Annotated in this window: 18 protein-coding genes; 8 read left to right on the plus strand and 10 right to left on the minus strand. The window is 73.2% G+C overall.

Annotated features, from left to right (window positions below):
• Positions 1-52 precede the first annotated feature (52 nt).
• A complete protein-coding gene (gene pepN, locus PV410_RS06490) occupies positions 53-2,623 on the plus strand; it encodes an aminopeptidase N (RefSeq protein WP_500322891.1) in 2,571 nt (856 codons plus the stop codon).
• A gap of 336 nt (positions 2,624-2,959) precedes the next feature.
• Here pepN (PV410_RS06490) and PV410_RS06495 read toward each other — a convergent pair whose 3' ends face one another.
• From PV410_RS06495 to PV410_RS06505, 3 genes are all read right to left on the minus strand, one after another.
• The gene (locus tag PV410_RS06495; protein ID WP_499517072.1) at positions 2,960-3,196 is read right to left on the minus strand and encodes a hypothetical protein; all 237 of its coding nucleotides are present in this window, start codon (positions 3,194-3,196) and stop codon (positions 2,960-2,962) included.
• A gap of 48 nt (positions 3,197-3,244) precedes the next feature.
• Positions 3,245-5,329 carry a 4-alpha-glucanotransferase gene (gene malQ / locus PV410_RS06500; protein ID WP_500322893.1) on the minus strand — a complete coding sequence of 695 codons (2,085 nt, stop codon included), beginning with the start codon at positions 5,327-5,329 and terminating at the stop codon, positions 3,245-3,247.
• Between the two features lie 402 nt (positions 5,330-5,731).
• Positions 5,732-7,156, minus strand: a complete 1,425-nt coding sequence (locus PV410_RS06505; RefSeq protein WP_500322895.1) for an amidase — start codon at positions 7,154-7,156, stop codon at positions 5,732-5,734.
• Positions 7,157-7,267: 111 nt separating this feature from the next.
• Here PV410_RS06505 and PV410_RS06510 point away from each other — a divergent pair, with 111 nt between their 5' ends.
• Genes PV410_RS06510 through PV410_RS06520 form a run of 3 tightly spaced genes read left to right on the plus strand, consistent with a single transcriptional unit; the run spans position 7,268 to position 8,966 of the window.
• Positions 7,268-7,792 carry a sigma-70 family RNA polymerase sigma factor gene (locus PV410_RS06510; RefSeq protein WP_500323053.1) on the plus strand — a complete coding sequence of 175 codons (525 nt, stop codon included), beginning with the start codon at positions 7,268-7,270 and terminating at the stop codon, positions 7,790-7,792.
• Positions 7,793-7,794: 2 nt separating this feature from the next.
• Complete coding sequence (locus PV410_RS06515) at positions 7,795-8,487, plus strand: hypothetical protein (protein WP_500322896.1); 693 nt, start codon at positions 7,795-7,797, stop codon at positions 8,485-8,487.
• 14 nt (positions 8,488-8,501) lie between these two features.
• Positions 8,502-8,966, plus strand: coding sequence for a hypothetical protein (locus tag PV410_RS06520; RefSeq protein WP_500322897.1), 465 nt, complete (start codon positions 8,502-8,504; stop codon positions 8,964-8,966).
• Positions 8,967-9,027: 61 nt separating this feature from the next.
• Here the strand turns inward: PV410_RS06520 and PV410_RS06525 are convergent, their stop codons facing one another.
• Positions 9,028-12,333: a S8 family serine peptidase gene (locus PV410_RS06525; protein WP_500322898.1), complete on the minus strand. Its 3,306-nt coding sequence runs from the start codon at positions 12,331-12,333 to the stop codon at positions 9,028-9,030.
• A 405-nt stretch (positions 12,334-12,738) separates the two neighbouring features.
• Here PV410_RS06525 and PV410_RS06530 point away from each other — a divergent pair, with 405 nt between their 5' ends.
• A complete protein-coding gene (locus PV410_RS06530; protein ID WP_500322899.1) occupies positions 12,739-14,478 on the plus strand; it encodes a TIGR03767 family metallophosphoesterase in 1,740 nt (579 codons plus the stop codon).
• A gap of 9 nt (positions 14,479-14,487) precedes the next feature.
• Here PV410_RS06530 and PV410_RS06535 read toward each other — a convergent pair whose 3' ends face one another.
• Positions 14,488-15,462, minus strand: a complete 975-nt coding sequence (locus PV410_RS06535) for a hypothetical protein (RefSeq protein ID WP_500322900.1) — start codon at positions 15,460-15,462, stop codon at positions 14,488-14,490.
• Between the two features lie 245 nt (positions 15,463-15,707).
• Entirely contained in the window at positions 15,708-18,281 is a 2,574-nt protein-coding gene (pepN, locus tag PV410_RS06540) for an aminopeptidase N (RefSeq protein WP_500322901.1), read from the minus strand.
• 160 nt (positions 18,282-18,441) lie between these two features.
• On the opposite strand from pepN (PV410_RS06540), the gene PV410_RS06545 reads away from it, so the two are divergent.
• Positions 18,442-19,083, plus strand: a complete 642-nt coding sequence (locus PV410_RS06545) for a mycothiol-dependent nitroreductase Rv2466c family protein (protein WP_500322902.1) — start codon at positions 18,442-18,444, stop codon at positions 19,081-19,083.
• A gap of 15 nt (positions 19,084-19,098) precedes the next feature.
• On the opposite strand, the gene PV410_RS06550 is transcribed toward PV410_RS06545, so the two are convergent.
• Together PV410_RS06550 and PV410_RS06555 are read right to left on the minus strand one after the other, a co-directional pair.
• The gene (locus PV410_RS06550) at positions 19,099-19,800 is read right to left on the minus strand and encodes an HAD family hydrolase (protein ID WP_500322903.1); all 702 of its coding nucleotides are present in this window, start codon (positions 19,798-19,800) and stop codon (positions 19,099-19,101) included.
• Between the two features lie 54 nt (positions 19,801-19,854).
• Positions 19,855-20,784: a carbohydrate kinase family protein gene (locus PV410_RS06555; RefSeq protein WP_500322905.1), complete on the minus strand. Its 930-nt coding sequence runs from the start codon at positions 20,782-20,784 to the stop codon at positions 19,855-19,857.
• Between the two features lie 263 nt (positions 20,785-21,047).
• On the opposite strand from PV410_RS06555, the gene PV410_RS06560 reads away from it, so the two are divergent.
• On the plus strand, positions 21,048-21,641 hold the full coding sequence (locus PV410_RS06560; RefSeq protein WP_500322907.1) for a biotin transporter BioY: 594 nt from the start codon (positions 21,048-21,050) through the stop codon (positions 21,639-21,641).
• A gap of 66 nt (positions 21,642-21,707) precedes the next feature.
• Here PV410_RS06560 and PV410_RS06565 read toward each other — a convergent pair whose 3' ends face one another.
• The gene (locus PV410_RS06565; protein WP_500322908.1) at positions 21,708-22,232 is read right to left on the minus strand and encodes a hypothetical protein; all 525 of its coding nucleotides are present in this window, start codon (positions 22,230-22,232) and stop codon (positions 21,708-21,710) included.
• Positions 22,233-22,263: 31 nt separating this feature from the next.
• On the opposite strand from PV410_RS06565, the gene PV410_RS06570 reads away from it, so the two are divergent.
• Entirely contained in the window at positions 22,264-22,755 is a 492-nt protein-coding gene (locus tag PV410_RS06570) for a serine/threonine kinase C-terminal domain-containing protein (protein WP_500322910.1), read from the plus strand.
• On the opposite strand, the gene PV410_RS06575 is transcribed toward PV410_RS06570, so the two are convergent.
• On the minus strand, positions 22,719-24,182 hold the full coding sequence (locus PV410_RS06575) for an amino acid permease (protein ID WP_500322911.1): 1,464 nt from the start codon (positions 24,180-24,182) through the stop codon (positions 22,719-22,721). The two genes, PV410_RS06570 and PV410_RS06575, sit on opposite strands and share 37 nt — an antisense overlap.
• Positions 24,183-24,197 lie beyond the last annotated feature (15 nt).

A 24,197-nucleotide genomic window follows, 5' to 3' on the forward strand; every position in this document is an offset into this window, starting at 1 on the left:
CACCCCTCCCGCGTGCGAGGATGGCCGAAAACCCGACGAAGGAGACGGACACGTGCCCGGCACCAACCTCACCCGTGAGGAGGCGCGGCAGCGAGCGCGCCTGCTCACCGTGGACGCGTACGACATCGAGCTCGACCTGAGCGGGGCCCAGGAGGGCGGCACCTTCCGGTCGGTGACCACGGTGCGCTTCGACTCCGCCGAGGCGGGTGCCTCGACCTTCATCGACCTGGTCGCCCCCACGGTCCACGAGGTGGTGCTCAACGGCACCGCGCTGGACCCGGCCGAGGTCTTCGCGGACAGCCGCATCGCCCTGCCGTCGCTGCAGGCCGGCGCCAACGACCTGCGGGTCGTCGCGGACGCGGCGTACACCAACACCGGCGAGGGCCTGCACCGCTTCGTCGACCCGGTCGACAAGCAGGCCTACCTCTACACCCAGTTCGAGGTGCCGGACGCCCGCCGGGTCTTCGCCAACTTCGAGCAGCCCGACCTCAAGGCGAGCTTCACCTTCACCGTGAAGGCCCCGGCCGGCTGGACGGTCATCTCGAACTCCCCGACCCCCGAGCCGGTCGACAACGTCTGGAGCTTCGCGGCCACCCCGCGCATCTCCACGTACATCACCGCGCTGATCGCCGGCCCCTACCACGCCGTGCACAGCACCTGGGAGGGCGAGGGCGGCCGCAGCGTGCCGCTGGGCCTGTACTGCCGTCCCTCACTGACGGAGTTCCTCGACGCCGACGCCATCTTCGAGGTCACCCGGCAGGGCTTCGACTGGTTCGAGGAGAAGTTCGACTTCCCCTACCCCTTCGCCAAGTACGACCAGCTCTTCGTGCCGGAGTTCAACGCCGGCGCGATGGAGAACGCGGGCGCGGTCACCATCCGCGACCAGTACGTCTTCCGCTCCAAGGTGACCGACGCGGCCTACGAGGTGCGCGCCGAGACGATCCTCCACGAGCTGGCCCACATGTGGTTCGGCGACCTGGTCACCATGGAGTGGTGGAACGACCTGTGGCTGAACGAGTCGTTCGCCACCTACACCTCCATCGCCTGCCTGGCCTACGCGCCCGGCAGCCGTTGGCCGCACTCGTGGACCACCTTCGCCAACTCCATGAAGACCTGGGCGTACCGGCAGGACCAGCTGCCGTCCACCCACCCGATCATGGCGGAGATCAACGACCTGCAGGACGTCCAGGTCAACTTCGACGGCATCACCTACGCCAAGGGCGCCTCCGTCCTGAAGCAGCTGGTGGCCTACGTCGGCATGGACGAGTTCTTCACCGGCGTCCAGGCGTACTTCAAGCGCCACGCCTGGAAGAACACCCGTCTGGCCGACCTGCTGTCCGCCCTGGAGGAGACCTCCGGCCGCGACCTGAAGACCTGGTCGAAGAAGTGGCTGGAGACCGCCGGCATCAACATCCTCCGCCCGGAGATCGAGACCGCCGCCGACGGCACCATCACCTCCTTCGCCGTGCGCCAGGAGGCCCCGGCGCTGCCGGCCGGCGCCAAGGGCGAGTCGATCCTGCGGCCGCACCGCATCGCGATCGGCGCCTACGAGCTCCAGGACGGCAAGCTGGTCCGCGTCCAGCGCGTCGAGCTCGACGTCGACGGCGAGCTGACCGCGGTGCCCGAGTTCGTCGGCGTCACGCGCCCGGCGGTCGTGCTGCTCAACGACGACGACCTGTCGTACGCCAAGGTGCGGCTCGACGAGGTCTCGCTGGACACCGTCCGCGAGCACCTCGGCGACTTCACCGAGTCGCTGCCGCGCGCGCTGGTGTGGGCCTCGGCGTGGGACATGACCCGCGACGGCGAACTCGCCACCCGTGACTACCTGGAGCTGGTGCTCTCCGGCATCGGCAAGGAGTCCGACATCGGCGTGGTGCAGTCCCTGCACCGCCAGGTGAAGACGGCGCTGGAGCTGTACGCCGCGCCCGAGTGGCGCGAGACCGGCCTCGCCCGCTGGACCGAGGCGACGCTGGAGCACCTGCGCGCGGCCGCCCCCGGCAGCGACCACCAGCTCGCCTGGGCCCGCGCGTTCACCGCGACGGCCCGCACCAAGGACCAGCTGGACCTGATCGCCGGGCTGCTCGGCGGTACGGAGACGATCGAGGGCCTGGCCGTCGACACCGAGCTGCGCTGGTCCCTCCTGGAGCGGCTGGCCGCCACGGGCCGCGCCGACGAGGAGGCCATCGCCGCCGAGCTCGGCCGGGACGCCACGGCGGCCGGTGAGCGGCACGCGGCGACCGCGCGCGCCGCGCGTCCGACGGCGGAGGCGAAGGCCGGCGCGTGGGCCTCGGTCGTCGAGGCGGAGACGCTCACCAACGCCGTCCAGGAGGCGGTCATCGCCGGCTTCCACGAGCCGGACCAGCGCGAGCTGCTGGCGCCGTACAAGCAGCGGTACTTCGCGGCGGTCTCGGACGTCTTCGCCTCCCGGAGCCACGAGATGGCCCAGCAGATCATCGTCGGGCTCTACCCGGCGCTCCAGGTCTCCCAGGACACCCTGGACGCCACCGACGCCTGGCTGGCGGCGGCCGATCCGGCGCCGGCGCTGCGGCGCATGGTGACGGAGTGCCGGGCCGGAGTCGAGCGTGCGCTGAAGGCCCAGGCCGCGGACGCGGCGGCCGGCTGACCGGCGGGCACAGCACTGTGAGGGCCCCCGCGGCGCACCGCCGCGGGGGCCCTCGGGTCTTCCGGGAGTCCTCCGCGCTCTGACCCGGGGGCGCGCGGGGCGCCGCGGGGGCTGCCGCCTCGCGACGTGCCGAGGAACGCTGGGCCGTTCGGGGAGCGCTACGCGCCGTCGCGGGGCCGGTCGCCGGCGATGCGGATGCCTGACGACGGGGGCGCGCCGGGGCCGCCGGACGGGCCGGAACGCTCCCGCGGGCGGTACGACCGGCACGAGGTGCCGGGGAACACCTGAAGCCGGGCCGCGGTGCTCCGCGGCCCGGTCAGCGAGGTGGGAAGGGGATCAGCCCTGGGCCTTGCGGGACTTGTCGGTCGCGACGACCAGACCCGCGATGACGAGGAACAGGGCGATCGGCAGGGCGACGTACAGGCCCAGCGTCTGGAGCACGCTCAGACCGGAACCCGGGTCGTCGCCGTCGTCGCGGGTGTTCGCGAACGCGGGGGACGACATCAGCAGCATCAGCGCCGTACCGGCCGTGACGGCACCGGCGCGCAGGGCGTTCTTGTTGAGCTTGTCCACGCTCTCAAAGTAGCGAACGCTCCGGCGGCCCGCGCGTCCGGGGTGGTGTTACAGCCCGCCGGGCGCCGCCATCGCGGTCCGCACCTCGTGCGCCAGCGCGTGCAGCCGGGGCGAGGCGGTCAGCTGCTCCAGGGTGAGCGGCCGGCCCTCGGCGTCCGCCACCGGCAGCCGCCAGTTGGGGTACTGGTCCCAGGTGCCCGGCAGGTTCTGCGGACGGCGGTCGCCGACCCCGTCCGGCAGCCAGACGCCGACCATGCGGGCCGGCGTCCGCGCCAGGAAGCGGTGGACGGCCTTGACGACCGCCTCCTCGTCGCGGGTGCCCTCCGGTAGCATCCCCAGCCGGCCGAGCAGCGCGAGCCACTCCGCGACCTCCACGGCGTCCTCGGCCTGCTCCACCTCCAGCGGCCGGGTCAGCAGGCCCAGCCGGTGCCGCAGCCCGACGTGCTCCCCGGTCAGCCGGGCCGCCGTCGTCGGCAGGTCGTGGGTGGTCACCGTCGCCAGCGCGTCCGCCCGCCAGGCCGCGGGCGGCAGCGGACGGGCGTGCGCGGAGCCGTGCGCCCCCTCCCAGTCGCGCTCGAACCAGAGCACCGACGTGCCGAGGATGCCCCGGTCGGCCAGTTCCTCGCGGACGCCCGGCTCGACCGTGCCGAGGTCCTCCCCTATGACGACGGCACCGGCGCGCTGCGCCTCCAGCGCGAGGACGCCGAGCATCGCCTCGGCGTCGTAACGGACGTACGCGCCCCGCGTCGGCGGCTCGCCCTCGGGCACCCACCACAGGCGGAAGAGCCCCATCACATGGTCGATGCGCAGGCCTCCCGCGTGCCGCAGCACGTTGCGCAGCAGGTCGCGGTAAGGCGCGTACCCCGTGGCGGCCAGGGCGTCCGGACGCCACGGCGGCAGGCCCCAGTCCTGGCCGTGGGCGTTGAAGGCGTCCGGCGGCGCGCCGACCGACATCCCGTGGGCGAGGGCGTCCTGCAGCGCCCAGGCGTCGGAACCGGAGGGGTGCACGCCGACCGCGAGGTCGTGGACGATGCCGACCGCCATGCCGGCGTCCCGCGCCGAACGCTGGGCTGCGGCCAGTTGCGCGTCCGTCAGCCAGGCCAGCCAGCAGTGGAAGTCGACCTGGTCCAGCCGCTCGCCGCGGAGCCGCGCGACCTGCCCCGAGCGCGGGTCGCGCAGCCCCGCCGGCCAGCCGCGCCACTGCGGGCCGTGCAGCTCGGCCAGCATCGACCAGGTGGCGTGGTCGTCCAGTGCCTGCCCCTGGTCCGCGAGGAAGTCGCAGTACGCGGCCCGCCGTCCCGGCGACAGCGGCACCTTGCGGACCAGCGCCAGCGCCTCGCGCTTCAGCTCCCACACCGCGTCACGGTCGATCAGGGCGTCCTTCAGCAGCACCGAGTCGCGCAGCACGGCCGCCTTGCGCAGCAGGTCCGCGGCCCGCTCGCGGTCGTCGGGGTCGAGGTAGGCGTACTCCGGGATCTCCTCCACCCGCAGGTACACCGGATCGGGGAAGCGCCGAGAGGACGGGCGGTACGGCGACGGGTCCGTGGGATGCCCTGGCACGGCCACGTGCAACGGGTTGACCTGCAGGAAGCCCGCGTGCAGCGCCCGGCCCGTCCAGGCCGCGAGGTCCGCGAGGTCGCCGAGGTCGCCCATGCCCCAGGACCGCGAGGACAGCACGGAGTACAGCTGCGCCATGAAGCCCAGGACCCGCTCCGGGGGCCCGGGCAGCCGTTCCGGCGCCACGACGAGCTGCGCCTGCGCCGTGCGCCCGTCGGGGGCCTGCGCGCGCAGCACGTGCCGCCCCACGGGCAGCGGCGTGCCGCCGTCCCAGGTGGTCCCGCCGCCGTCCTCCGTCGTCAGCCGCAGCGCGGTGCCCTCGGGCAGCTGGTGCCGGAGCGGACGTCCCCTGCGCATCACGATGCTGCGGGGGAGCAGCCGCCGCCCCGCACGGTGATCGTGCTCCGCCAGCGCGTTCCGCACCGCCGCCGGGGTCGAGGCGTCGACGCCCAGCGCGGCCAGCACCGCCACGACCGTCCCGTCCGGCACGCGCACCTCGCGGTCCGGCGACGGACGGTAGGTGACGTCCACGCCGTGCAGCGCGGCGAGTCTGTCACGGTCGGCGGCTTCGGTCATGGGATGCCCTCCTGGGGCGTCATCGCGGGTGCGCTTTCTCCGGACAGCCTCAGCCATACCCACTGCGTGGCCGCACAGTCGCATTCCGTGCACGTGCTCCCACCCAGGAGTGGCGGCACGTCGTGATCCCGGGTTGTGCCGCGAAGCCGCCCGCCCTCACCTACCTCCTCCGTCGGTACCCGTCATGCGCCCATACGACGGGAGGGGGTGTGTCGGGGCGCTCCCCCGGCCGAAGGCTGGGGGAGCGCGCCGGCGCAGCCCCGACTCAGGCACACGGTGCGAGGCCCGCACCGACCGACCGGGGCACTGGGCGGGCGGGCGGGAAATCCGCCCGCCGCAGGCGCAACGGACCCGCACACGAACAACCGGCCCGTACCCGAACGCACCCCGGGCCGCCGCTGCTCACGTGGGTGGCACGTCGAACGCGCGGGCCGTGCGGGCCCGCCAGGGGGAAGCGGCCTCCAGCTGGGCGGAGAGTGCGAGCAGGGGGCCCTCCTCGCCGTGCCGGGCGCCGAGCATCATGCCGATGGGCAACCCCGCCGGGGACCATTCCAGCGGCAGCGACACCGCGGGCAGCCCGGCGATGTTCCAGGGCGCGGTGAACGGCGTGAACGCCAGCTGCGCCGCGAAGTCGGCCTCCGGGTCGGCGTCGTCGCGCAGGGCGCCCACCGGGGCGGGGAGCTGCGCCAGCGTCGGGGTGAGCACCGCGTCGTACGGCTCGGCGGCCTCGGCCAGTTTGCGGCCCACGCCCTGCATCACCCCCAGCGTGCGGGCGTAGTCGAGGCCGCCCACGTCCTGCCCCTGGGCACGCAGCCAGCGGGTGAGCGGCAGCATGTCCCGCTCTCGTTCCGGTGACACGGGCGTCAGCGCCGCCAGTACGGCCCACACCGGGGTGAAAGCGTCGCGGTCGCCGGGGGCGAGCGGCTGCGGCACGTCCACGACCTCGTGACCGAGCCCGGCCAGCAGCGCCGAGGTGCGTTCGTACGCCGCCAGCACCTGAGGGTCGACCCGTACGCCCGCGACGTCCGGCACCGCCCAGCGGGCGATCCGCAGCCGGCGCGGCTCCCGCTCGCACCACTGCAGGAACGACCGCTCCGGCGGCGGCAGCCGGAAGGGGTCTCCGGGCGCGGGCACCGCCAGCACGTCGAGCAGGGCGGCGGTGTCGCGGACCGTGCGCGCGATGGGCCCGTTGACGGCCAGTCCGCTCCCGTCGCCCCACGGCGCGGGGCTGACCCGGCCCCGGCTGGGCTTCAGCCCGACGACCCCGCAGCAGCTCGCCGGGATGCGGATCGAGCCGCCCCCGTCGCTGCCGTGCGCCGCCGCCGCGAGCCCGGCCGCCACGGCCGCGGCCGCGCCGCCGCTGCTGCCGCCGGCGCCGCGCGCGAGGTCGTACGGGGTACGGGCGGGCGGGCCCACGGCGCCCTCGGTGTAGGCGGGCAGCCCGAATTCGGGGGTGCTGGTCTTCCCCGTCAGGACGGTCCCCGCGTCCCGCAGCAGACGGACGAGGTGGGCGTCCTGGTCGGCGACCCGGTCGGCGAAGACCGCCGATCCGGAGGTGAAGCGCACCCCGGCGACCGGCGTCAGGTCCTTCACCGGCACCGGCACGCCGAGCAGCGGAGGCAGCCGCCCGCCCTTCTTGAGCACGCGTTCGGCGCGCCGCGCGTCGGCCAGGGCCCGTTCGGGCGTGACGGTCAGGTAGGCCCCGAGGACGGGGTCGAGCCGCTCGATCCGGTCGAGGTAGTGGGCCGTCAGCTCCACGGGCGACAACGCACCCGCCCGGATGGCCGCGGCCTGCTCCAGCATCGTCAGTTCATGAGGGGCGGACACCCCGCCAGGTTAGGGCCTGCCCCGGGACCGGACGCGAGGTGAACGGTGAGGTGAACGTTTTCCGCCGCTGCTGCGTCATAGGGGAAATCGCGGAAGGGGAGGGGCGTGGCGCTGCTGAGACGGAGGTCCCGGCCGGGGGAGGGGGAGGACCCCCTCGCGCCGGAGCACCTCGATCGCGTACGGGCGGTCCTGGCCCTCGGCGGGGTGCCGGCGGGGGACCTGCAGGACGGGGTGCAGCAGGTGCGGCTGAAGCTGCTGGAGCACCGGGCGGGCGGCCGCGAGCCGCTGCGGGACCCGGGGGCGTGGGCGGCCGTCGCCGCCTCCAACGTGGCGATGGACTGGCACCGTTCGCGACGCCGTCAGCAGCGGCTCGGCGAACGCCTGGCGGCCCTGGCGCCCCGGGACGAGGCCCGGCACGGCGGGGGAGAGGCGCACGTGCTGGCCCTGGCGGTCGCCGACGGCCTGCAGGAACTCCCGCCGCAGCAGCGGCAGGTGCTGACGCTGCGCTTCTACGCGGATCTGCCCGTGGCGCAGATCGCCACGGCGCTCGGTGTCCCGGAGGGCACGGTCAAGAGCCGTTTGCACGCCGCCGTCCGCGCGCTGCGCGGCCGGCTGCACACCAAGGAGGTGGTGTGACGATGAGCGGGAACGAGCACAGGGCATACGCGGCGGATCAGACGGACGAGGCACTGTCGGCCGCCCTCGCGGACGTGCCGCCGGAGGTGTCCGCCGACAGCGAGGCGTACCGGGCGTACGACGCCGCGCGCGCCGACGTGGCCCTGCTGCGCACGCAAGTGCGGCTGATCGGCGACGCCCTCGCCGCACGGCCCGCACCGGCCGTGGAACGACGCCCCCGCGGGCGCAGGGCGCTCGCGCTGTGCCTGGCCGCGGTCGTGGCGGGCGTGGTGGCGGTCACCGGGGTCGTCCTGGCGAGGAACGCGGCCGTGGGCGACCGCTCGGCGGCGGGCGACGCGAAGCCCACGCCGGAGGGCATCGTCGCCTGCGCGCGCGACATCGCCGAGGGCACCGTGCGCGAGGTGACGCCCACCGGGGGGCCGGGGGACCTGCGCGTGGTGATGGACGTCGACCGCCGCCTCAAGCCCGCCGTGGGCGACCCCCGGCTGACGTTCACGATCCACGTCGACGACGACCACGACGACGTGGCCCCGCCCCCCGGACCCGGCTCCCGGGTCCTGGCGATGGTCTCCGTCCTCCCCGGCGAGCCGGTGGACCTGTACGAGGGCGCCGCGGACATCGCCTCCGCCCGCGCCTGGATGGAGAAGGCACTTGCGGCCTCCCGGGGCCTGCCGTGCGAGAGCGACACCGGATGAGAGGGGTGAAGGACATGGGACGCAGGACGGGACCGGCCCTCACTGCGGCGGCGCTGCTCGCGCTCGCCGCGCTCGCCGGCTGCGGGGCCGGCAGCGGCGAGACCGGCTCCGAGTCGGTCCGCAGCACCGACGCGGAAGTGCTGGCCTGCACCGAACTCGTCGCCGAGGGGACGGTGCTGCGGGTGACGCCCGCGGAGGGACCGGACCGGGTGTCGGTGCGGATGGAGGTGGACCGCTACCTCAAGGGGGAGCGAGCAGACCGCCGGCTGACCTTCCCCGTCGACCGCGACGAGGAGGGGGAGCCCGAGATGGCCGTGGGGAGTCGGCTGCTCGTCAGCGTGATGCTGCGGCCCGCGGGCTACACCTTCGTCCGCCAGGGCGAGGACATCGCCCCTGCGCGGGAGTGGATGGAGCGGGCGCTGCCCCGCTCGCGCACGCTGCGCTGCGGGGAGCAGGAGTACGAGTGGCGGCAGAGCTGAAGGGGCGGGCGCTCCGGGGAGCGCCCGCCCCTTCAGGCGGTGATCAGGCCGTGGCCGCGGGTCAGCCCGCGTTGACCTTGTTGATCAGCACGCTGCCGGTGCCGGCGGCGGTGCCGTCGGCGTTGAGCAGCTGGACCTCGCCGAAGAACTGACGTCCCTCGGGAGCCGGGGCCGCGACCAGGACGTTCGCCGCGACGTTCGCGGAGGCGCCGTTGGCCAGCGGCACGGTCGCCGCCTCGTCCACGGACACCGAGCCCAGCGTCGTCGAGTAGAAGACGTCGCGGTAGTCGTACTCGGTGGTGCCGGCCGGGACCGAGTAGCCGTCCACCGTGATGGTGTACGTGCCGGCCGCCGGGTTGGCGATGCTCACGGCCTCCTCCGAGTCGCCGTCCGCGGACTGGCCGACCACCGCGCCGTTGAGGGACACGGTCAGGTCGAGGTCCGCGGAGGTGTCGGAGGTGCCGCCGATGGCGACGTCCAGCCGGGACGCGCCCGCGGGGACGACGACCGTGCTGGTGACGCTGTCACCGTCGGCGATCGTCTTGCGCGCCGCCGCGGCGGAGCCGAGCGCACCGCCCTTCAGCTTGCCCTGCAACGGGGCGTAGCCGTTGGTGACCTTCCACGAGACCGGGGCGGCGGTGCCGACCGTGGCCTCCTCGACGGTCTGGACGTCGGGGTCGAAGGAGACGCCGAGCGCGGTCGCGGTCAGGTTGTACGGGTTGTTCAGCACCGGCGAGGTACGGCGCGCCTCGACCTCGATCTCCCACACGCCCGGGATCGGGTTGGCGTAGGAGCGCAGGTCGGGACGGCACCCGTTGGTGGTGGTGTAGTTCGGGTAGCAGAACGTCGTCGTGGTGTTGTCCGCCGGGACGCCCCACGGGGTGATCGCGATGAAGCGCGTCTGGCTGCCGGTGGCCAGGCCGCCCATCTTGACCTCGAGCGTCTTGGCGCCCTCGGGGACGGTCACGAAGTAGGACTTGGTGCCGTTGCGCTGCACCGAGCCCGACGCCTTGACCGCGAACGACGGCTTGGCCTGCGCGGAGGCCACGACCACGGTGTTGAGGATCTGCTGGTCGGTGCCGCGCGTCGAGGGGTCGTCGACCGTCAGGATCGCGCTGTGCAGACCGTTGGAACCGGGCTTGGCCTTGACGCGTACGGTCACCGGCTTGTTCAGCGGCAGCCGCACGTCGTCGCCGTCGGCGAAGCGGAAGGTGCCGTCGTTGTTCACCCAGTCCAGGTCGTGCCGGACGGAGCGGTCCGGACCGGTGGTGCGGGTGATGGTGACGTCGTACGTCCTGCTCTGACCGGCCTTCAGGCCGCCCTCGCGGTCGTAGATGCCGGTGCCGTAGCCCGGGGTCGCCAGGAACTGCGACAGGGCCGTGGAGACCGGGGCCTTGACCGTGTAGGTGTGGGCGCCGGCACCGGCCCTGATCAGCCGCCAGGCGTCCTCGATGTCGATCAGGCCGGAGCCCTGGGCGTACGCCGGGACGTCCTTGATCTTGTGCGCCGTGCTGGTCAGCGCCGTGCGCAGGGCCGCCGGGGTCAGCGCGATGCGGGCCTGCTTGGCCGCGGACAGCAGCAGCGCGGAGGCACCGGCCGCCTGCGGGGAGGCCATCGACGTGCCCTGCAGCATGGCGTAGCCGGGCGGCAGGGTGTAGCCGGCCTCGGCGACCGGGCCACCGGGCTCCCAGGTCGGGATGGTGTTGATGGAGGCACCCGGCGCGGAGATGATCGGCGCGAAGCCGCCGTCCTCACGCGGACCGCGCGAGGAGAAGGGCATCATGTCGTACGCCTTGGTCACCTGCGAGCCGTAGTTGGCCGCCCAGGTCTCCTTGGAGATGGTGGCGCCGACGCTCAGGACCTTGTCGGCCAGGCCGGGGTCGCCGATGGTGTTGGCGCCGGGGCCGCTGTTGCCGGCCGAGATGACCAGCTGCACGCCGAAGTCGTCGATGAGGCGGGTGTACAGCTGCGCGCGGACGTTGTTGCCGTCGTTCAGCGCGGGCAGGCCGCCGATGGACATGTTGACGATGTCCACACCGCGGTTGACCACCAGGTCGATCATGCCCTCGGTCAGCGCCACGTTGGTGCAGCCGCCGGACCAGGTGCAGGCGCGCGACGAGACGATCTTCGCGCCCGGCGCCGCGCCGTTCATCTTGCCGCCGAACAGGCCGTTGGCGGAGGTGATGCCCGCGACGTGGGTGCCGTGCTCGGACTCGATGACGCCGATGTTGACGAAGTCGGCCTTCTTGCCGACCCAGGTGCCGCCGTACGGGTCCGTGGGGACGTCCTTGCGGACCTGCACCACGAAGGGGATCCGCTCGGAGATGGCGGTGGCGGGGTTGTCGGTGCCGAAGTAGCCGATCTGGAAGCCGTCCTTGTACGGCTTCATCTCGGTGTCGTCGGTGAAGTCCCCGTTGTCGTTCAGGTCGAGGCGGACGGTGCCCTTCGCCGGGTCGTACAGCACGCCCCAGTAGTCGGTGGTGTCGCCGTCGCGGTTGAGGTCACCGGCCATGTCGCCGCCGACGGTGGCGGACTCGAAGAAGACCGTGACCTGCTGCGTCGCCTCGGGGGCGGTCCAGGTGCGGCCCTGGTAGGTGACGCGCGGACCGTTGGTCATGCGGCGCCAGGTGGCGTCGCCGTCGGTGATCGGGTCGGTCGCGGTGACCCAGTCGACGATCTTGCGCTCGCCGGTCGTGGTCTTCTGCAGCGCCGGGTGGCCGAGGTCGACGCCCGAGTCGAGGATGCCGATGGTGACGCCGCGGCCGTCGGCCTTCGGGTTGTCCTTGACGAAGTCCACCGCGCCGGTCTCGAAGGCCGGCTGGTAGGGGTTCTTCGCCGGGGTCTTCGCGTCGGGACCCGGGTAGGTGGTGGAGCCGTGGCCGTGACCCTTCGAGGACCCCTTGTCGCCGTCGGCCGACGGGGACGGGTCGTCGAGGACGATCTCCTGCTTGAGGTCGATCGCCTGCACCGACGAGAGCTTCTGCGCCGCCGCGATCGCCGCGTCCGCCTTGCCCGTCGGGACCGTGGCGCGGACGTAGCCGAGGTTGTCGTAGGTCCGGTCCACCGACGCGCCCTTGAGCGCGCCGAGCTCGTCCGAGACCTGCTCGGTGGAGCCCTTCTTGGTGGCGATCATGAGGGTGACGTTCTTGTCGCCACCGGCCTTGGCCTCGGCGAGCAGTTCGGCGTCGGCCGTTCCGAGCTTGTTGTGCGCGGTCTTGACCGCCGCGTCCGCCGGGTCGCCGGTCGCGTCGGCGAAAGCGGTGGAGGCGGAGATTCCGGTCGTCGTCAGCGCGGCCACCAGGCCCGCCGCGAGCGCGACACGGACCACGCGTCTCTTCCCGCGTATGTGATCGAGAGACATGGGCATCCTGTTCAAGATTTGGGCGCCAGTTGACCGACACATTGCGCCATCCGCGGGGTTGTTGGGGAGTGCCGTAGATGGCGTAAGACCGACATGACGCGAATACGTCAAGAAGCCGGGACCCGTCACGGGGCGCGAAGCATCCCGAACCGGCCCATTGCGTCCGGCCGTCCGATGATCCGGGGCTCGCGACGGCGCGCGGCGCCGGGGCGGTCGGTGAACACCGGATGAGCGTCCGGCCGCCTGCGGACCGGCCGCCGGTGACCGGCGGGAGGACTGCTGATCCATGTCCGTAGATGGGTGCCGGACGTTCCGTTTCCGTTGCACCGCAGGCCATCCCGGGTGCCAACGATCCGGTGAGGAGCGGCACCGCGGTGCCGCCGCAGCCACCGTCAACCGGGGGAACCCGCCATGTCTGGTCCCGTGTCCGCTGCCGTCCTCAGCCGCCGCAACGTCCTGATCGCCTCGGGTGCGACCGCCCTGGGTGCGGGGCTCGGTTTCGCCCTCGTCCCCGGTTCGGGCGACGCGAAGGCACAGCCGCCCGCCGAACCCGGCGCCGAACCCGTCGACGGTGCCGCCCCGTCAGCACCGTCCGCTCCGGCCGCCGCCGAGCCCTTCACCGCCGGCACGACCCTCCAGTCCGTCGCCTCGCCGCTCGGCGGCGGGGGCTATCGCCGGCTCGGCGACGGCCCGGGGTGGCAGCGGGTCGTCCGCACCGAACTGGGCGCCGCCAAGAGCGGCCGCGCCGCGCGCCGTACGCCCCTGTCTTGTTTCGTGCACTTCACCGACCTGCACCTCACGGACGTGCAGAACCCGCAGCGTTACGAGTTCCTGCGCTCCGCCGCCTCCACGGGCTGGCGTCCCCAGGAGGCCCTCACCAACGCCGGCGCCGTCTCCCTGGTCGAGCGGGTCAACGCCCTGCGGCACGGGCCCGCCACCGGCACGCCCATCGGTTTCGTCATGACCACCGGCGACAACACCGACAACAACTCGCGGATCGAACTGGACTGGTTCCTCACGGTGATGAGCGGTGGCCGCTTCACCCCCGACTCCGGCGACCCGGGCCACTACGAGGGCGTCCAGGACTCCGGCCTGAAGGGTTTCTGGCAGCCGGACGGCGCCCTGCGCGACGTCGACAAGGCGCTCGGCTACCCCCGCCTGCCCGGTTTCCTGGCGGCCGCGGTCCGCGAGCTCAACAGCCCCGGGCTGAACGTCCCCTGGTACTCCACCATCGGCAACCACGACCAGCTGTACGGGGGTTCGTACGCCGCCTCGTCCTTCTTCCACGACCTCGCGCTCGGCTCACGCAAGTTGTTCTCGCTGCCCCCGGCCGAGGCCGAAGCCGTCAACGCGTTCCTGCGCGAGGGGCCCGACCCCCAGGGCACCCGCTTCCGCCAGGCCTGGAACCGCTACAAGTCCGGCGCCCGCACCGTCACCCCCGACGAACGCCGGGCACCGGTCACCCCGCGCGGGTACATCGCCGCCCACCTGGACCCGGCGCACGCCGGCGCGGGTCCCGTCGGCCACGGCTACACGACGGCCGAACTCGACTCCGGCCTGCTCCACTACACGTTCCGGATCTCCGGCGGCGTGCTCGGCGTCAGCCTCGACACCACCGACCGGGGCGGCGACTACCGCGGCTCCCTCGGCACGGCCCAGATGGACTGGCTGGACCGGACGCTCACCACGCACGCCGACGACACCGTCCTGGTCTTCAGCCACCACGCCAGCTGGTCGATGACCAACCTGGTCCGCGACCCCGCCCGCCCCAGCGAGCGACGGCACGGTGGCGACGAGGTGCTCGCGCTGCTCCGCAGGCACCGCAACGTCGCCGCCTGGATCAACGGGCACAGCCACAAGAACAAGATCGTCCCGCACGGCACCTTCTGGGAGGTCTCCACCGCCTCCCACGTCGACCACCCGCAGCTGGCCCGGATCGTCGAGCTGACCGACAACCACGACGGCACGCTCTCGCTGCTCTGCACGCTCGTGGAGTCCGCGGCCCCCTACCGCACCGACTTCACCGACCTGTCGCAGACCGGACTCGCCGCCCTCTACCGCGAGCTCGCGTTCAACTCCCCGGGAGCCCGCGCGACGCTCTCCGGCGAGCCGGGCGACCGCAACGTGGAGCTGCTGCTGAAGAAGCGCTGACCGCCGCGCTCACCGCGGGAGCACCACCACCCACGACGCGGGGTTGCGGTCGGCCGCGGCCATCAGGGCCGTACGGACGACGGTGGCCTGCTGCTCCAGGGACTCCCGCAGCTTGCGCGGCGTGATGTGCACGACCGAGATGCCGAGCCGCTCCAGATGCTCGCGCTTGCGGGCGTACTCGCCCCACAGGGCGTCGTCCTCCTGCCGGGGCACGCGGGCGTCGAGCTCCACCGCGACCGCGTGCTCCGGCCAGTACGCGTCCACGCCGCCCAGGTGCGGGCCGCCCGGCAGCCGCAGGTCGACGTTCCACAGCGGATCGGGCAGCCCGAAGCAGCGCACCATCGTGTACAGCCGGTTCTCGGCGATCGCCCGGCCCTCGGCCACCAGCGCGTCGACCGCCTCCACCACGTGCGGCCGGGACAGCAGACGGGCCCGGCTCAGCTCCCCGACCAGCGCCGTCGCCTCGCAGTGGCCGCCGCGCACCGCCTCGGTCAGCACCTGGCGGACCGCCCGGGCGTCGTCCAGCTCCTCCACCGCGTCCGCCAGCGCCCGGGGCAGCGGCGCGCACGGCATGCCCTGCACCTCCCGCGGCCGGGGCAGCGCGGTGGTGCGCACCAGCCCCACGTCGCCCACGGCGCGCAGCCTGCGCTGCCGGGTCACCAGCAGGTCGATCCGGTCCAGGCCGACCAGCGGCGGCACCGAGGAGAAGCGGTGCAGGGCGAGCGCCGCGAGGCCCGTGACCATCGCCTCGCGGCCCGCGTAGAGCAGCGCCGCCCGGACCCGCTCGTCGCCGGTGGGCCGCCCGCGGTGCAGGACGTACACCCGGGGCAGCACCTCCTGCCAGGGGCCGCCGGGGCGGCAGCGCTCGGCCAGCGTCTCGGGGGTGACGCCGTGCTCCCGCAACTGCCGGGCCGACAGCACCGTCGGCCGGGTACGGGAGAGGTGGTCGAGGGGGCGGGGGCTGAGGGGGATGTTGTGGTTCATGCCGGGTGGATTCCCGCATCCCTCAGGGAGCCTAACGGCTGTTACCGTACCGTCGACAAATGCGGACATCCCCGCACTAAAGTTCAGACGTTCGGTTGCCGAGCGGCATTTTTCACCTATTCGAGTGACCGGCCTTGCCTCACCTGCCCCCGGCCCTGGCGATGCTGCCGCACCACCGGGGCCGGGCGGTACCCCACGTACGCCATTGGGGTGACCGGTCACCTGTTCCCTTCCGGGAGGGGGTCTCAGACCGCCGCCGCGTCCCGCTCCTGGGCCCGCAGCGCCCGGGCGAGGTCGTCACGGCACTCGGCGACCAGCCGGCGCAGCGCCGGCGGCGCGTCCGCGTGCCCGCCCAGCCAGGCGTCGGCGGCGTCGAGGGTGGCGGGCCGGTCCTGGTGGTGCGGGAAGAGCCCGCGGACGACGGCCATGCCGATCTCGATCGAGCGCTCCTTCCAGACCCTCCCGATCACGTCGAAGTAGCGGTCCGCGTAGGGGGCGAGCAGCTCGCGCTGGCCCGCCTGGTCGAAGCCCGCGATGGTGGCCTCGACGAGCGCGTTGGACAGCGCGTCGGACTCCACGACCGACGCCCAGCACTGCTCCTTGACGGCCGCGGAGGGCCGCGCCGCCAGGCAGCGCACCTGGTGCCGCTTGCCCGAGGCGGTGTCGTCGCGGGCGAGCTCCGCCGCGACGGCGGCCTCGTCGGCCGCGCCGCCGGCGGCCAGCGCTTCCAGGAAGGTCCAGCGCAGCTCTTGGTCCACCTCGAGCCCGTCGATCTTCCCGGTGCCGTCGAGCAGCCCGCGCAGCACGTCCGCCCCGGCGTCCCCGGAGGCGACGGCCGCGTAGAAGCGGGCCCAGGCCAGCTGGTGGCCGCTGCCCGGGGCCGCCGCGCGCAGCTCGCGCAGCGCGCCGTCCGCCAGCTCCCGCCCGCCCTGCCCGCGCCAGGCGGGTGCCGCGTAGTCGTTCAGGGCCGTACGGGCCTGCATGTGCAGCCCCTGCAGGACGCCGATGTCGGTCTCGGCGCCGGCGAAGCGCAGCACAAGGCCGAGGTAGTCGCGGGCGGGCATCAGGCCGTCGCGGGTCATGTTCCACACCGCGGACCACGCCAGGGCGCGGGCCATGGGGTCGGTGAGCGAGCCCAGGTGCTCCCGGACCGTGGCCAGGGAGTCCTCGTCGAAGCGGATCTTGCAGTAGGTCAGGTCGTCGTCGTTGACCAGCACCAGGTCGGGCCGCTCCGCCCCGGCCAGCTCGCCCACCACCGTGCGCGGGCCCGCGACGTCGGTCTCGGCGCGTGCGTAGCGCTCCACGGTGCCGTCCGGGGTGTGCCGGTAGAGCCCCACCACGACCCGGTGCGGGCGCAGCTCGGGGTGCGAGGGCGCGGCCTCCTGCACCACGGCCAGCTCGGCGATCCGCCCGTCGGCGTCGTACGTCACCTGCGGGGTCAGCGAGTTGACGCCCGCGGTCTGCAGCCAGGACCGGGACCACCCGGCCATGTCGCGCCCCGAGGTCTCGGCCAGCACCGACAGCAGGTCGCCCAGCTCGGTGTTGCCGTAGGCGTGGCGCTGGAAGTAGCGGCGCGCGCCCTCCAGGAAGGCGTCCCGTCCGACGTAGGCGACCAGTTGCTTGAGCACGCTGGCGCCCTTGGCGTAGGTGATGCCGTCGAAGTTGAGCTTGGCGTCCTCCAGGTCGCGGATGTCGGCCGTGACCGGGTGGGTGGAGGGCAGCTGGTCGGCGCGGTAGGCCCAGGCCTTGCGGCGGTTGGCGAAGGTGATCCAGCCCTCCTTGTAGCGGGTGGCCTCCACCAGCGAGAACGCGCCCATGAAGTCGGCGAAGGACTCCTTCAGCCACAGGTCGTCCCACCACCGCATGGTGACCAGGTCGCCGAACCACATGTGCGCCATCTCGTGCAGGATGACGTTCGCCCGGCCCTCGTAGGACGCCTGGGTGACCTTGCCGCGGAAGACGTACTCCTCGCGGAAGGTGACCAGCCCCGGGTTCTCCATCGCGCCGATGTTGTACTCGGGCACGAAGGCCTGGTCGTACTTCCCGAAGGGGTACGGGTAGCCGAAGTGGTCGTGGAAGAAGTCCAGGCCCTGCTTGGTGACGGTGAAGATCTCCTCGGCGTCGAAGTGCCGGGCGAGGCCCTTGCGGCACAGCGCCCCCAGCGGGATCTCCAGCTCGGAACCGTCCGGCAGCGCGCGCCGGTAGGTGTCGTGGACCATGTGGTACGGCCCGGCGACGACGGCCGTGATGTACGTGGAGATCGGGCGGGTCGGCGCGAAGTGCCGGGTCTCGCCGCCGTCGCGGACCTCGGTGACACGCTCGTTGCCCAGCACCACCCAGGACTCGGGCGCCGTGACGGAGAAGGTGAACGGCGCCTTCAGGTCGGGCTGCTCGAAGTCGGCGAAGACCCGGCGGGCGTCGGCGGGCTCGTACTGCGTGTAGAGGTAGACCTCGCCGTCCTCGGGGTCGGTGAAGCGGTGCATGCCCTCGCCCGTCCGGCTGTAGGCGCACTGCGCGTCCACGACCAGGACGTTCTCGGCGGCCAGGTCGTCCAGCGCGATCCGTGTCCCGTCGAAGACCACCGCGGGGTCCAGTTCCCGGCCGTTGAGCGTCACCGACGTGACGGAGGGCGCCAGCAGGTCCGCGAAGCTGGACGCGCCGGGCTCCGTGCAGCGGAACCTGACGGTGGTCACGGACCGGAACGTCGGCTCCTGCGGACGCAGCGCCGACCGCAGGTCGAGGGCGACCTCGTAACCGTCCACGGCCAGCAGCCGTGCCCGCTCTCGGGCCTCGTCACGCGTGAGGTTCTCACCGGGCACGGGGTCTCCATCCTTCGCACGCCGTCGTGGGATCTGTCTTGTGGACGCCACGCATCTTCGCACGTCGGCCCTGACGGCGGCGCACGGGAATGGGGATGGCACCGAGGGCGTTGCGCGTTGCGGACCACGTGTCACCGCATCATGCCCAGAGGAGAGAACCGTGACCGAGACCACGACCACCCCCACCCCGGTGGACTTCTGGTTCGACCCCGCCTGCCCTTGGGCGTGGATGACCTCACGCTGGATGCTGGAGGTGGAGAAGGTGCGCCCCGTCGAGGTGCGCTGGCACGTGATGAGCCTCGCGGTGCTCAACGAGAACCGTGACGAGCTGCCCGAGCAGTACCGGGAGTTCCTGACCACGGCCTGGGGCCCGGTCCGCGTCTGCATCGCCGCCGAGCAGAAGTACGGCAGCAAGGTGCTCGGCCCCCTCTACACCGCGCTGGGCACGCGTATCCACAACCAGGGCCTGGGACACAAGGACCACGACGTCATCGTCGCCGCGCTGGAGGAGGCGGGCCTGCCCGCCGAGCTCGCCGACTTCGCCCGCAGCGACGCCTACGACGAGGAGCTGCGCGCCTCCCACCAGGAGGGCATCTCCAAGGTCGGCCAGGACGTCGGCACCCCGGTCATCGCGGTGCCCGGCGCCGACGGCGAGCAGATCGCCTTCTTCGGTCCGGTCGTCACCCCGGCGCCCAAGGGCGAGGCCGCGGCCCGCCTGTGGGACGGCACCCTGCTCGTCGCGTCGACCCCCGGCTTCTACGAGATCAAGCGGACCCGCGACCAGGGCCCCGTCTTCGACTGAGGCTGCCGGTCCGGTTCAAAAGTGCCGGAGCAGTTCGGGAAAGGCCGTCAGCCGCAGCACCCGCCCGTCGGCCGGGTCGAGCTCGGACTGCTCCAGCACCCAGGTGTTCTCGTTGGGGATGAACACCGCGCTCATCCCCGCCTCGCGCGCGGGCAGGATGTCCGACTTCGGGGAGTTCCCGATCATCCAGCTCCTGCCCGGCGCGTAGCCGTACTCCGCCAGCAGGGCGCGGTAGGTGTCCGCGGCCTTCTCCGGCACGATGTGCACCCCGCGGAAGCGGTCGGCCAGCCCCGAGGCGGCCACCTTGCGCGCCTGCTCATCCTCGTCACCCTTGGTGAGCAGCAGCAGCTCGTGGCGGGTGCCCAGCTCCTCCAGCGTGCTCGCCACGCCGGGCATCAGCTCCACCCGGTGCTCCACGAAGGCCACCGCCAGCTCGTCCACCCGCCGGAGCTCGGCCTGCGTGACGGGCCGCTCCCGCAGCCGCTCCAGGAGCTCGCCGAGGCTGCGCAGGAAGACCTTGCTGCCGTAGCCGTGGACGACCGCGTTCGCCGCCTCGATCTCGTTGAGCAGCGCCCTGATCTGCGCGCGGTCCAGGACGGGATGGTCCACCCAGTCCAGGAAGTCCTCTATCACCCGCTCGAAGACCACGTTGTTCTCCCACAACGTGTCGTCCGCGTCGAAGACCAGTACCTGTCCGGTCAGCCGTGCCTCGTCCATCCCGCGAGCGTATCCAGCACCTGCCGCCGGGGGCCGCGCATTTTCCGCGCGGCGCTACGCGTGCCGTCCGGCGAGGGCCGCGTCCAGCTCCGCGCGGGACGGCGGATCGGCGCCCACTCGCGTGCAGTTGAGCGCCGCGGCCGTGACGCAGCGCTCCAGTACCGCGGCGAGCTCCTCCCGCGAGGCCGGGACGCCTTCGCCGGCGATCGCGTCGAGCAGCGCCGCCTGGAAGGCGTCGCCCGCGCCGATGGTGTCGACGACGTCGACCTCGGGCGCGGCCACCCGTACCAGGGCGCCGTCGGTCACCGCGAACGCGCCGTCCGGACCCAGCGTGACGACCGCGAGCCGCGGCCCCTCGGCGAGCAGCGCCCGGGCGGCCTCCTCCGGGGCGAGCCGCGGGAAGAGCCAGGCCAGGTCGGCGTCACTGGCCTTGACCACGTCCGTGACCCCGGCCAGCCGCAGGCACGCCCGGCGGTAGGCGAGCCGGTCGGGCTGGACGGCCGGCCGCACGTTGAGGTCGGCGACGACGGTGCGCCCCGGCAGGGCGTGCAGGTCGCGGCAGAGTTCCAGCACCCGCGTCGCACCCGGTTCGACCACCGCGGCGAGCGAACCGGTGTGCAGCACCGCGGTGTCCGCGGGCAGCGGCAGCCGCTCCGGGTCCCATGCGGCCAGGAAGTCGTAGGAGGCGGAGCCGTCCCGGTCCAGGTAGGCCATCGCCAGTGTGGTGCGCCCGGCCGGGCTCGTGGCGCGGACGACCTCGACCCCGGTGGACTCCAGGTGCGCCCGCACCAGCTCGCCGGGCGGGTCGTCGCCCCACGTGGTGACCAGGGTGGTGGGCCGCCCGAGCCGGTGCAGGCCGACCGCGACGTTGGCCGGGCTGCCGCCCGGCACGGGGGTGACCTGCCGCTCCCCGGAACGCCACAGCAGGTCGACGAGGACCTCGCCGACGACGCCGACGCGGGAGGGGGAGGACGGAGCGCTCATGCGGGCAGCATAGGAGGCCGTCGTACGGGCGCCGGAGCGGTGTCGGAGCGGTGCCGGACCCGGCCGGTGGCGCTGCTCCGGCGGCGATTGGAGAAACCCCACTAAGGCCCGGGTGACGAAGCTCACGCCCGGCGCCGCATCCTTGTAGGAAGCCGACCAACGCCGTGATCAGGCCTTTGTGATCGGCGGACGATGATCGGCGGGGGCGACGCGGGTTAACGTCACGGTGTCCCGAACCGACCCTCACCCCGCGGAGTCACCCGATGGCCAGCGCAGTTCCCGCCGCTTCCGCCGTACGGACCCACCCGGTCCTCGCCGACCTCATCCCCGCTTCGCGGTTGCGCGACGCGGCCCTCGTCACCGGTGGCGCCGTACTGACCGGTCTGGCCGCGCAGTTGTCGGTCCCGGTCCCCGGGTCGCCGGTGCCCGTGACGGGCCAGACCTTCGCCGCGCTGCTGGTGGGCACCGCCCTCGGGGCTCGCCGCGGCTTCCTGGCGCTCGCGCTGTACGCGGTCGCCGGTGTCGCCGGCGTGCCGTGGTTCGCGGAGGGTTCGTCGGGCGCGGCGGCGCCGAGCTTCGGTTACATCCTCGGCATGGCGCTGGCGTCGGCGCTCGTGGGCGCGCTGGCCCGGCGGGGCGCGGACCGCAGCGTGTGGCGGATGGCCGGCGTCATGGTGGCCGGCAGCGCCGTCACCTACGCCGTGGGCGTCCCCTACCTCGCGCTGGCCGCGCACCTGACGCTGGGCCAGGCCGTGGCGCTGGGCCTGACGCCGTACCTGATCGGCGACGCGGTGAAGGCCGCCCTCGCCATGGGCGCGCTGCCCGCCGCCTGGAAGCTGGTCGGCCGGCGCGGCTGACCCGCTACGACCTGCGGCGCACCCGGGTGGGGGCGGGGCGAAGGCCCCGCCCCCACCCGTTCTCCGTCAGTGCCGCGGTGCCGGCCCGCGCCGGGTCAGCCACAGGCCCGCGCCGCCCGCCGCCAGCAACAGGCCGCCGCCCAGCAGGAGGACGGCCGTGCGGCCGGGAGCGCCGGTGTCCGGCAGCGTGCCGGGCGCGGAGGGACTGGCGCCCGCGGAGGTGTCGGGGCCGAAGGGCACGTTGTCGGTGCCCAGCAGCAGCGGGGTGTCGGGTGCGTTCGGCGTGGGCTTGCTGGTGCCGAACGGGACCGGTCCCTGCTGCCACAGCAGGGTGCCGGTGTCGCCGAGCATCACGGGCAGGCAGATCTTGCCCTTGCCCTGGAGGTCGTAGGTCGCGGACACGGTGTAGGTCTTGCTCTTCCCCGCGGCCAGTTTTCCGACGGCGCAGCTGAATCCGCTGTTCGAACCGTCCGGGAGTTGTGCCTTCGGAATCGGGTCGCAGCCCTGCACGGCGGTCACCGCGAGGGCGTCGAAACCGACCACCGCGGGAGCGGCCGCCGCGGCCGTCGCCGTCACCGTCGTTCTGCTCACCGCGCCGCGCACCGGCCATCGCGAGGGCCCCGTGGTCGCGGGCACCAGCCGTCCCCCGTCCACCGGAGCCACCTCGTCCACGGGGACGTCCACCGGCGCGCCCGCCCCCGGGGAGCGCAACGAGACCGGCTTCGCCTGGGAGCCGCCGCGGGGCTGGACGCGCAGCGCCAAGAGCCCGTCCAACGTCCACTACCACGCCCCGGACGGACAGCAGGAGATCGCCGCCTCGTACGCACTCGCACGGGGCGGCGATCTCCTGGAGCAGTGGCGCGCCTTCGAGGCCGGTTCCCACGACGTGCCCGGCTACCGGAAGACCCGGCTGGAGCGGACGTCGTTCCGCGGTCGTCCCGCCGTCGTGTGGGAGTACGCCTTCACCCAGGCCGGCGCGCCCTGGCGGGCACGGCAGCTCGGCTTCACCGAGGGGGGCAAGTCGTACCAGCTGAACGTCTGGTACGCGGCTTCGGCCGGGTCCGCCGCGCTGGCCGCCTACGACCGGGTGGGGGAGTCCTTCCGGCCCTTGTGAAGCAGTTGGCGCACCACCGCGACGGCGACCACGCCGAGCCCCACCAGCACTGAGACGACCACCTGGTCCCGGCCGCCGCCGTCGGCGGTGTCGGTGAGCATGTAGCCGAGCACGAACACGATCATCGCGATCGTCGCCCAGGTCAGGTACGGGTACAGCCACATCCGCACCCGCAGCCGCTCCGGGGCCTCCTTCAGGATGATCTTCCGCATGCGCAGCTGCGAGAAGCAGATCACCAGCCACACGAACAGCGCGATCGCACCGGAGGCGTTGAGCAGGAAGAGGAAGACGGTGTCGGGGTACTTGTAGTTGAAGAAAACCGCGACGAAGCCGAAGACGACCGAGCCCAGGATCGCCGCCTGCGGCACACCGCGCCTGGTGGTGCGGGCGAACGCCTTGGGCGCGTCACCGCGCCGGCCCAGCGAGAAGGCCATGCGCGAGGCCGTGTAGAGGCCGGAGTTGAGGCAGGACAGCACGGCCGTGAGCACGATCACGTTCATGATCTGTCCGGCGTGCGCGATGCCGATCGAGTTCAGCGCGGCGACGTAGGAGCCGTCCTTGATGATCGACGGGTCGTTCCACGGCAGCAGCGACACCACGATGAAGATCGAGCCGAGGTAGAAGACGCCGATCCGCCAGATCACGCTGTTGGTGGCCTTGGTGACCGCGCGCTCCGGGTCGGCGGACTCGCCGGCCGCCAGTGTGACGATCTCGCTGCCCATGAAGGAGAACACGACCAGCAGCACACCGGTGAGGATCTTGCCGGGGCCGTTGGGGAGGAAGCCGCCGTGCGCGGTGAGGTTGCCCAGCCCCGCGGCGTCGTCGTGGCTGCCGGGCAGCACGCCGAGGACCGCGAGCGCGCCGAGCACGATGAAGCCGGCGATGGCCACGACCTTGATCCCGGCGAACCAGAACTCGAACTCGCCGTAGGAGGCCACCGAGGCCAGGTTGGTCGCGGTGAGCACGACCATCACGATCAGCGCCCAGCCCCACTGCGGCACGGCCGGGACCCAGCCCTCCAGGATCTTGGCCCCGGCGGTCGCCTCGACCGCCAGCACCACGACCCAGAAGAACCAGTACAGCCAGCCGATGGAGAAGCCCGCCCAGCGGCCCAGCGCGCGGTCGGCGTAGGCGGAGAAGGAGCCGGAGGTGGGGTTCGCGGCCGCCATTTCGCCAAGCATGCGCATGACGAAGACGACCATGGTGCCGACGAGGGCGTACGACAGGAGGATGCCGGGACCGGCGGCGGCGATGCCGGACGCGGAGCCGACGAAGAGGCCGGCGCCGATCACGCCGCCGATCGCGATCATCGACAGGTGGCGGTTCTTGAGCCCGGCCTTCAGGCCTGAGCCGTCCTGCGGTTCCGTCGTGGCCTCGTGGGCCGCAGCGGTGGAGCCGGCCACTGGGGTGGGGGGACGTGTACTCATGGGGTGGCATGAAAC

Origin of the sequence: Streptomyces sp. PA03-5A (assembly GCF_033792725.1) — a bacterium.
Classification (GTDB): domain Bacteria; phylum Actinomycetota; class Actinomycetes; order Streptomycetales; family Streptomycetaceae; genus Actinacidiphila.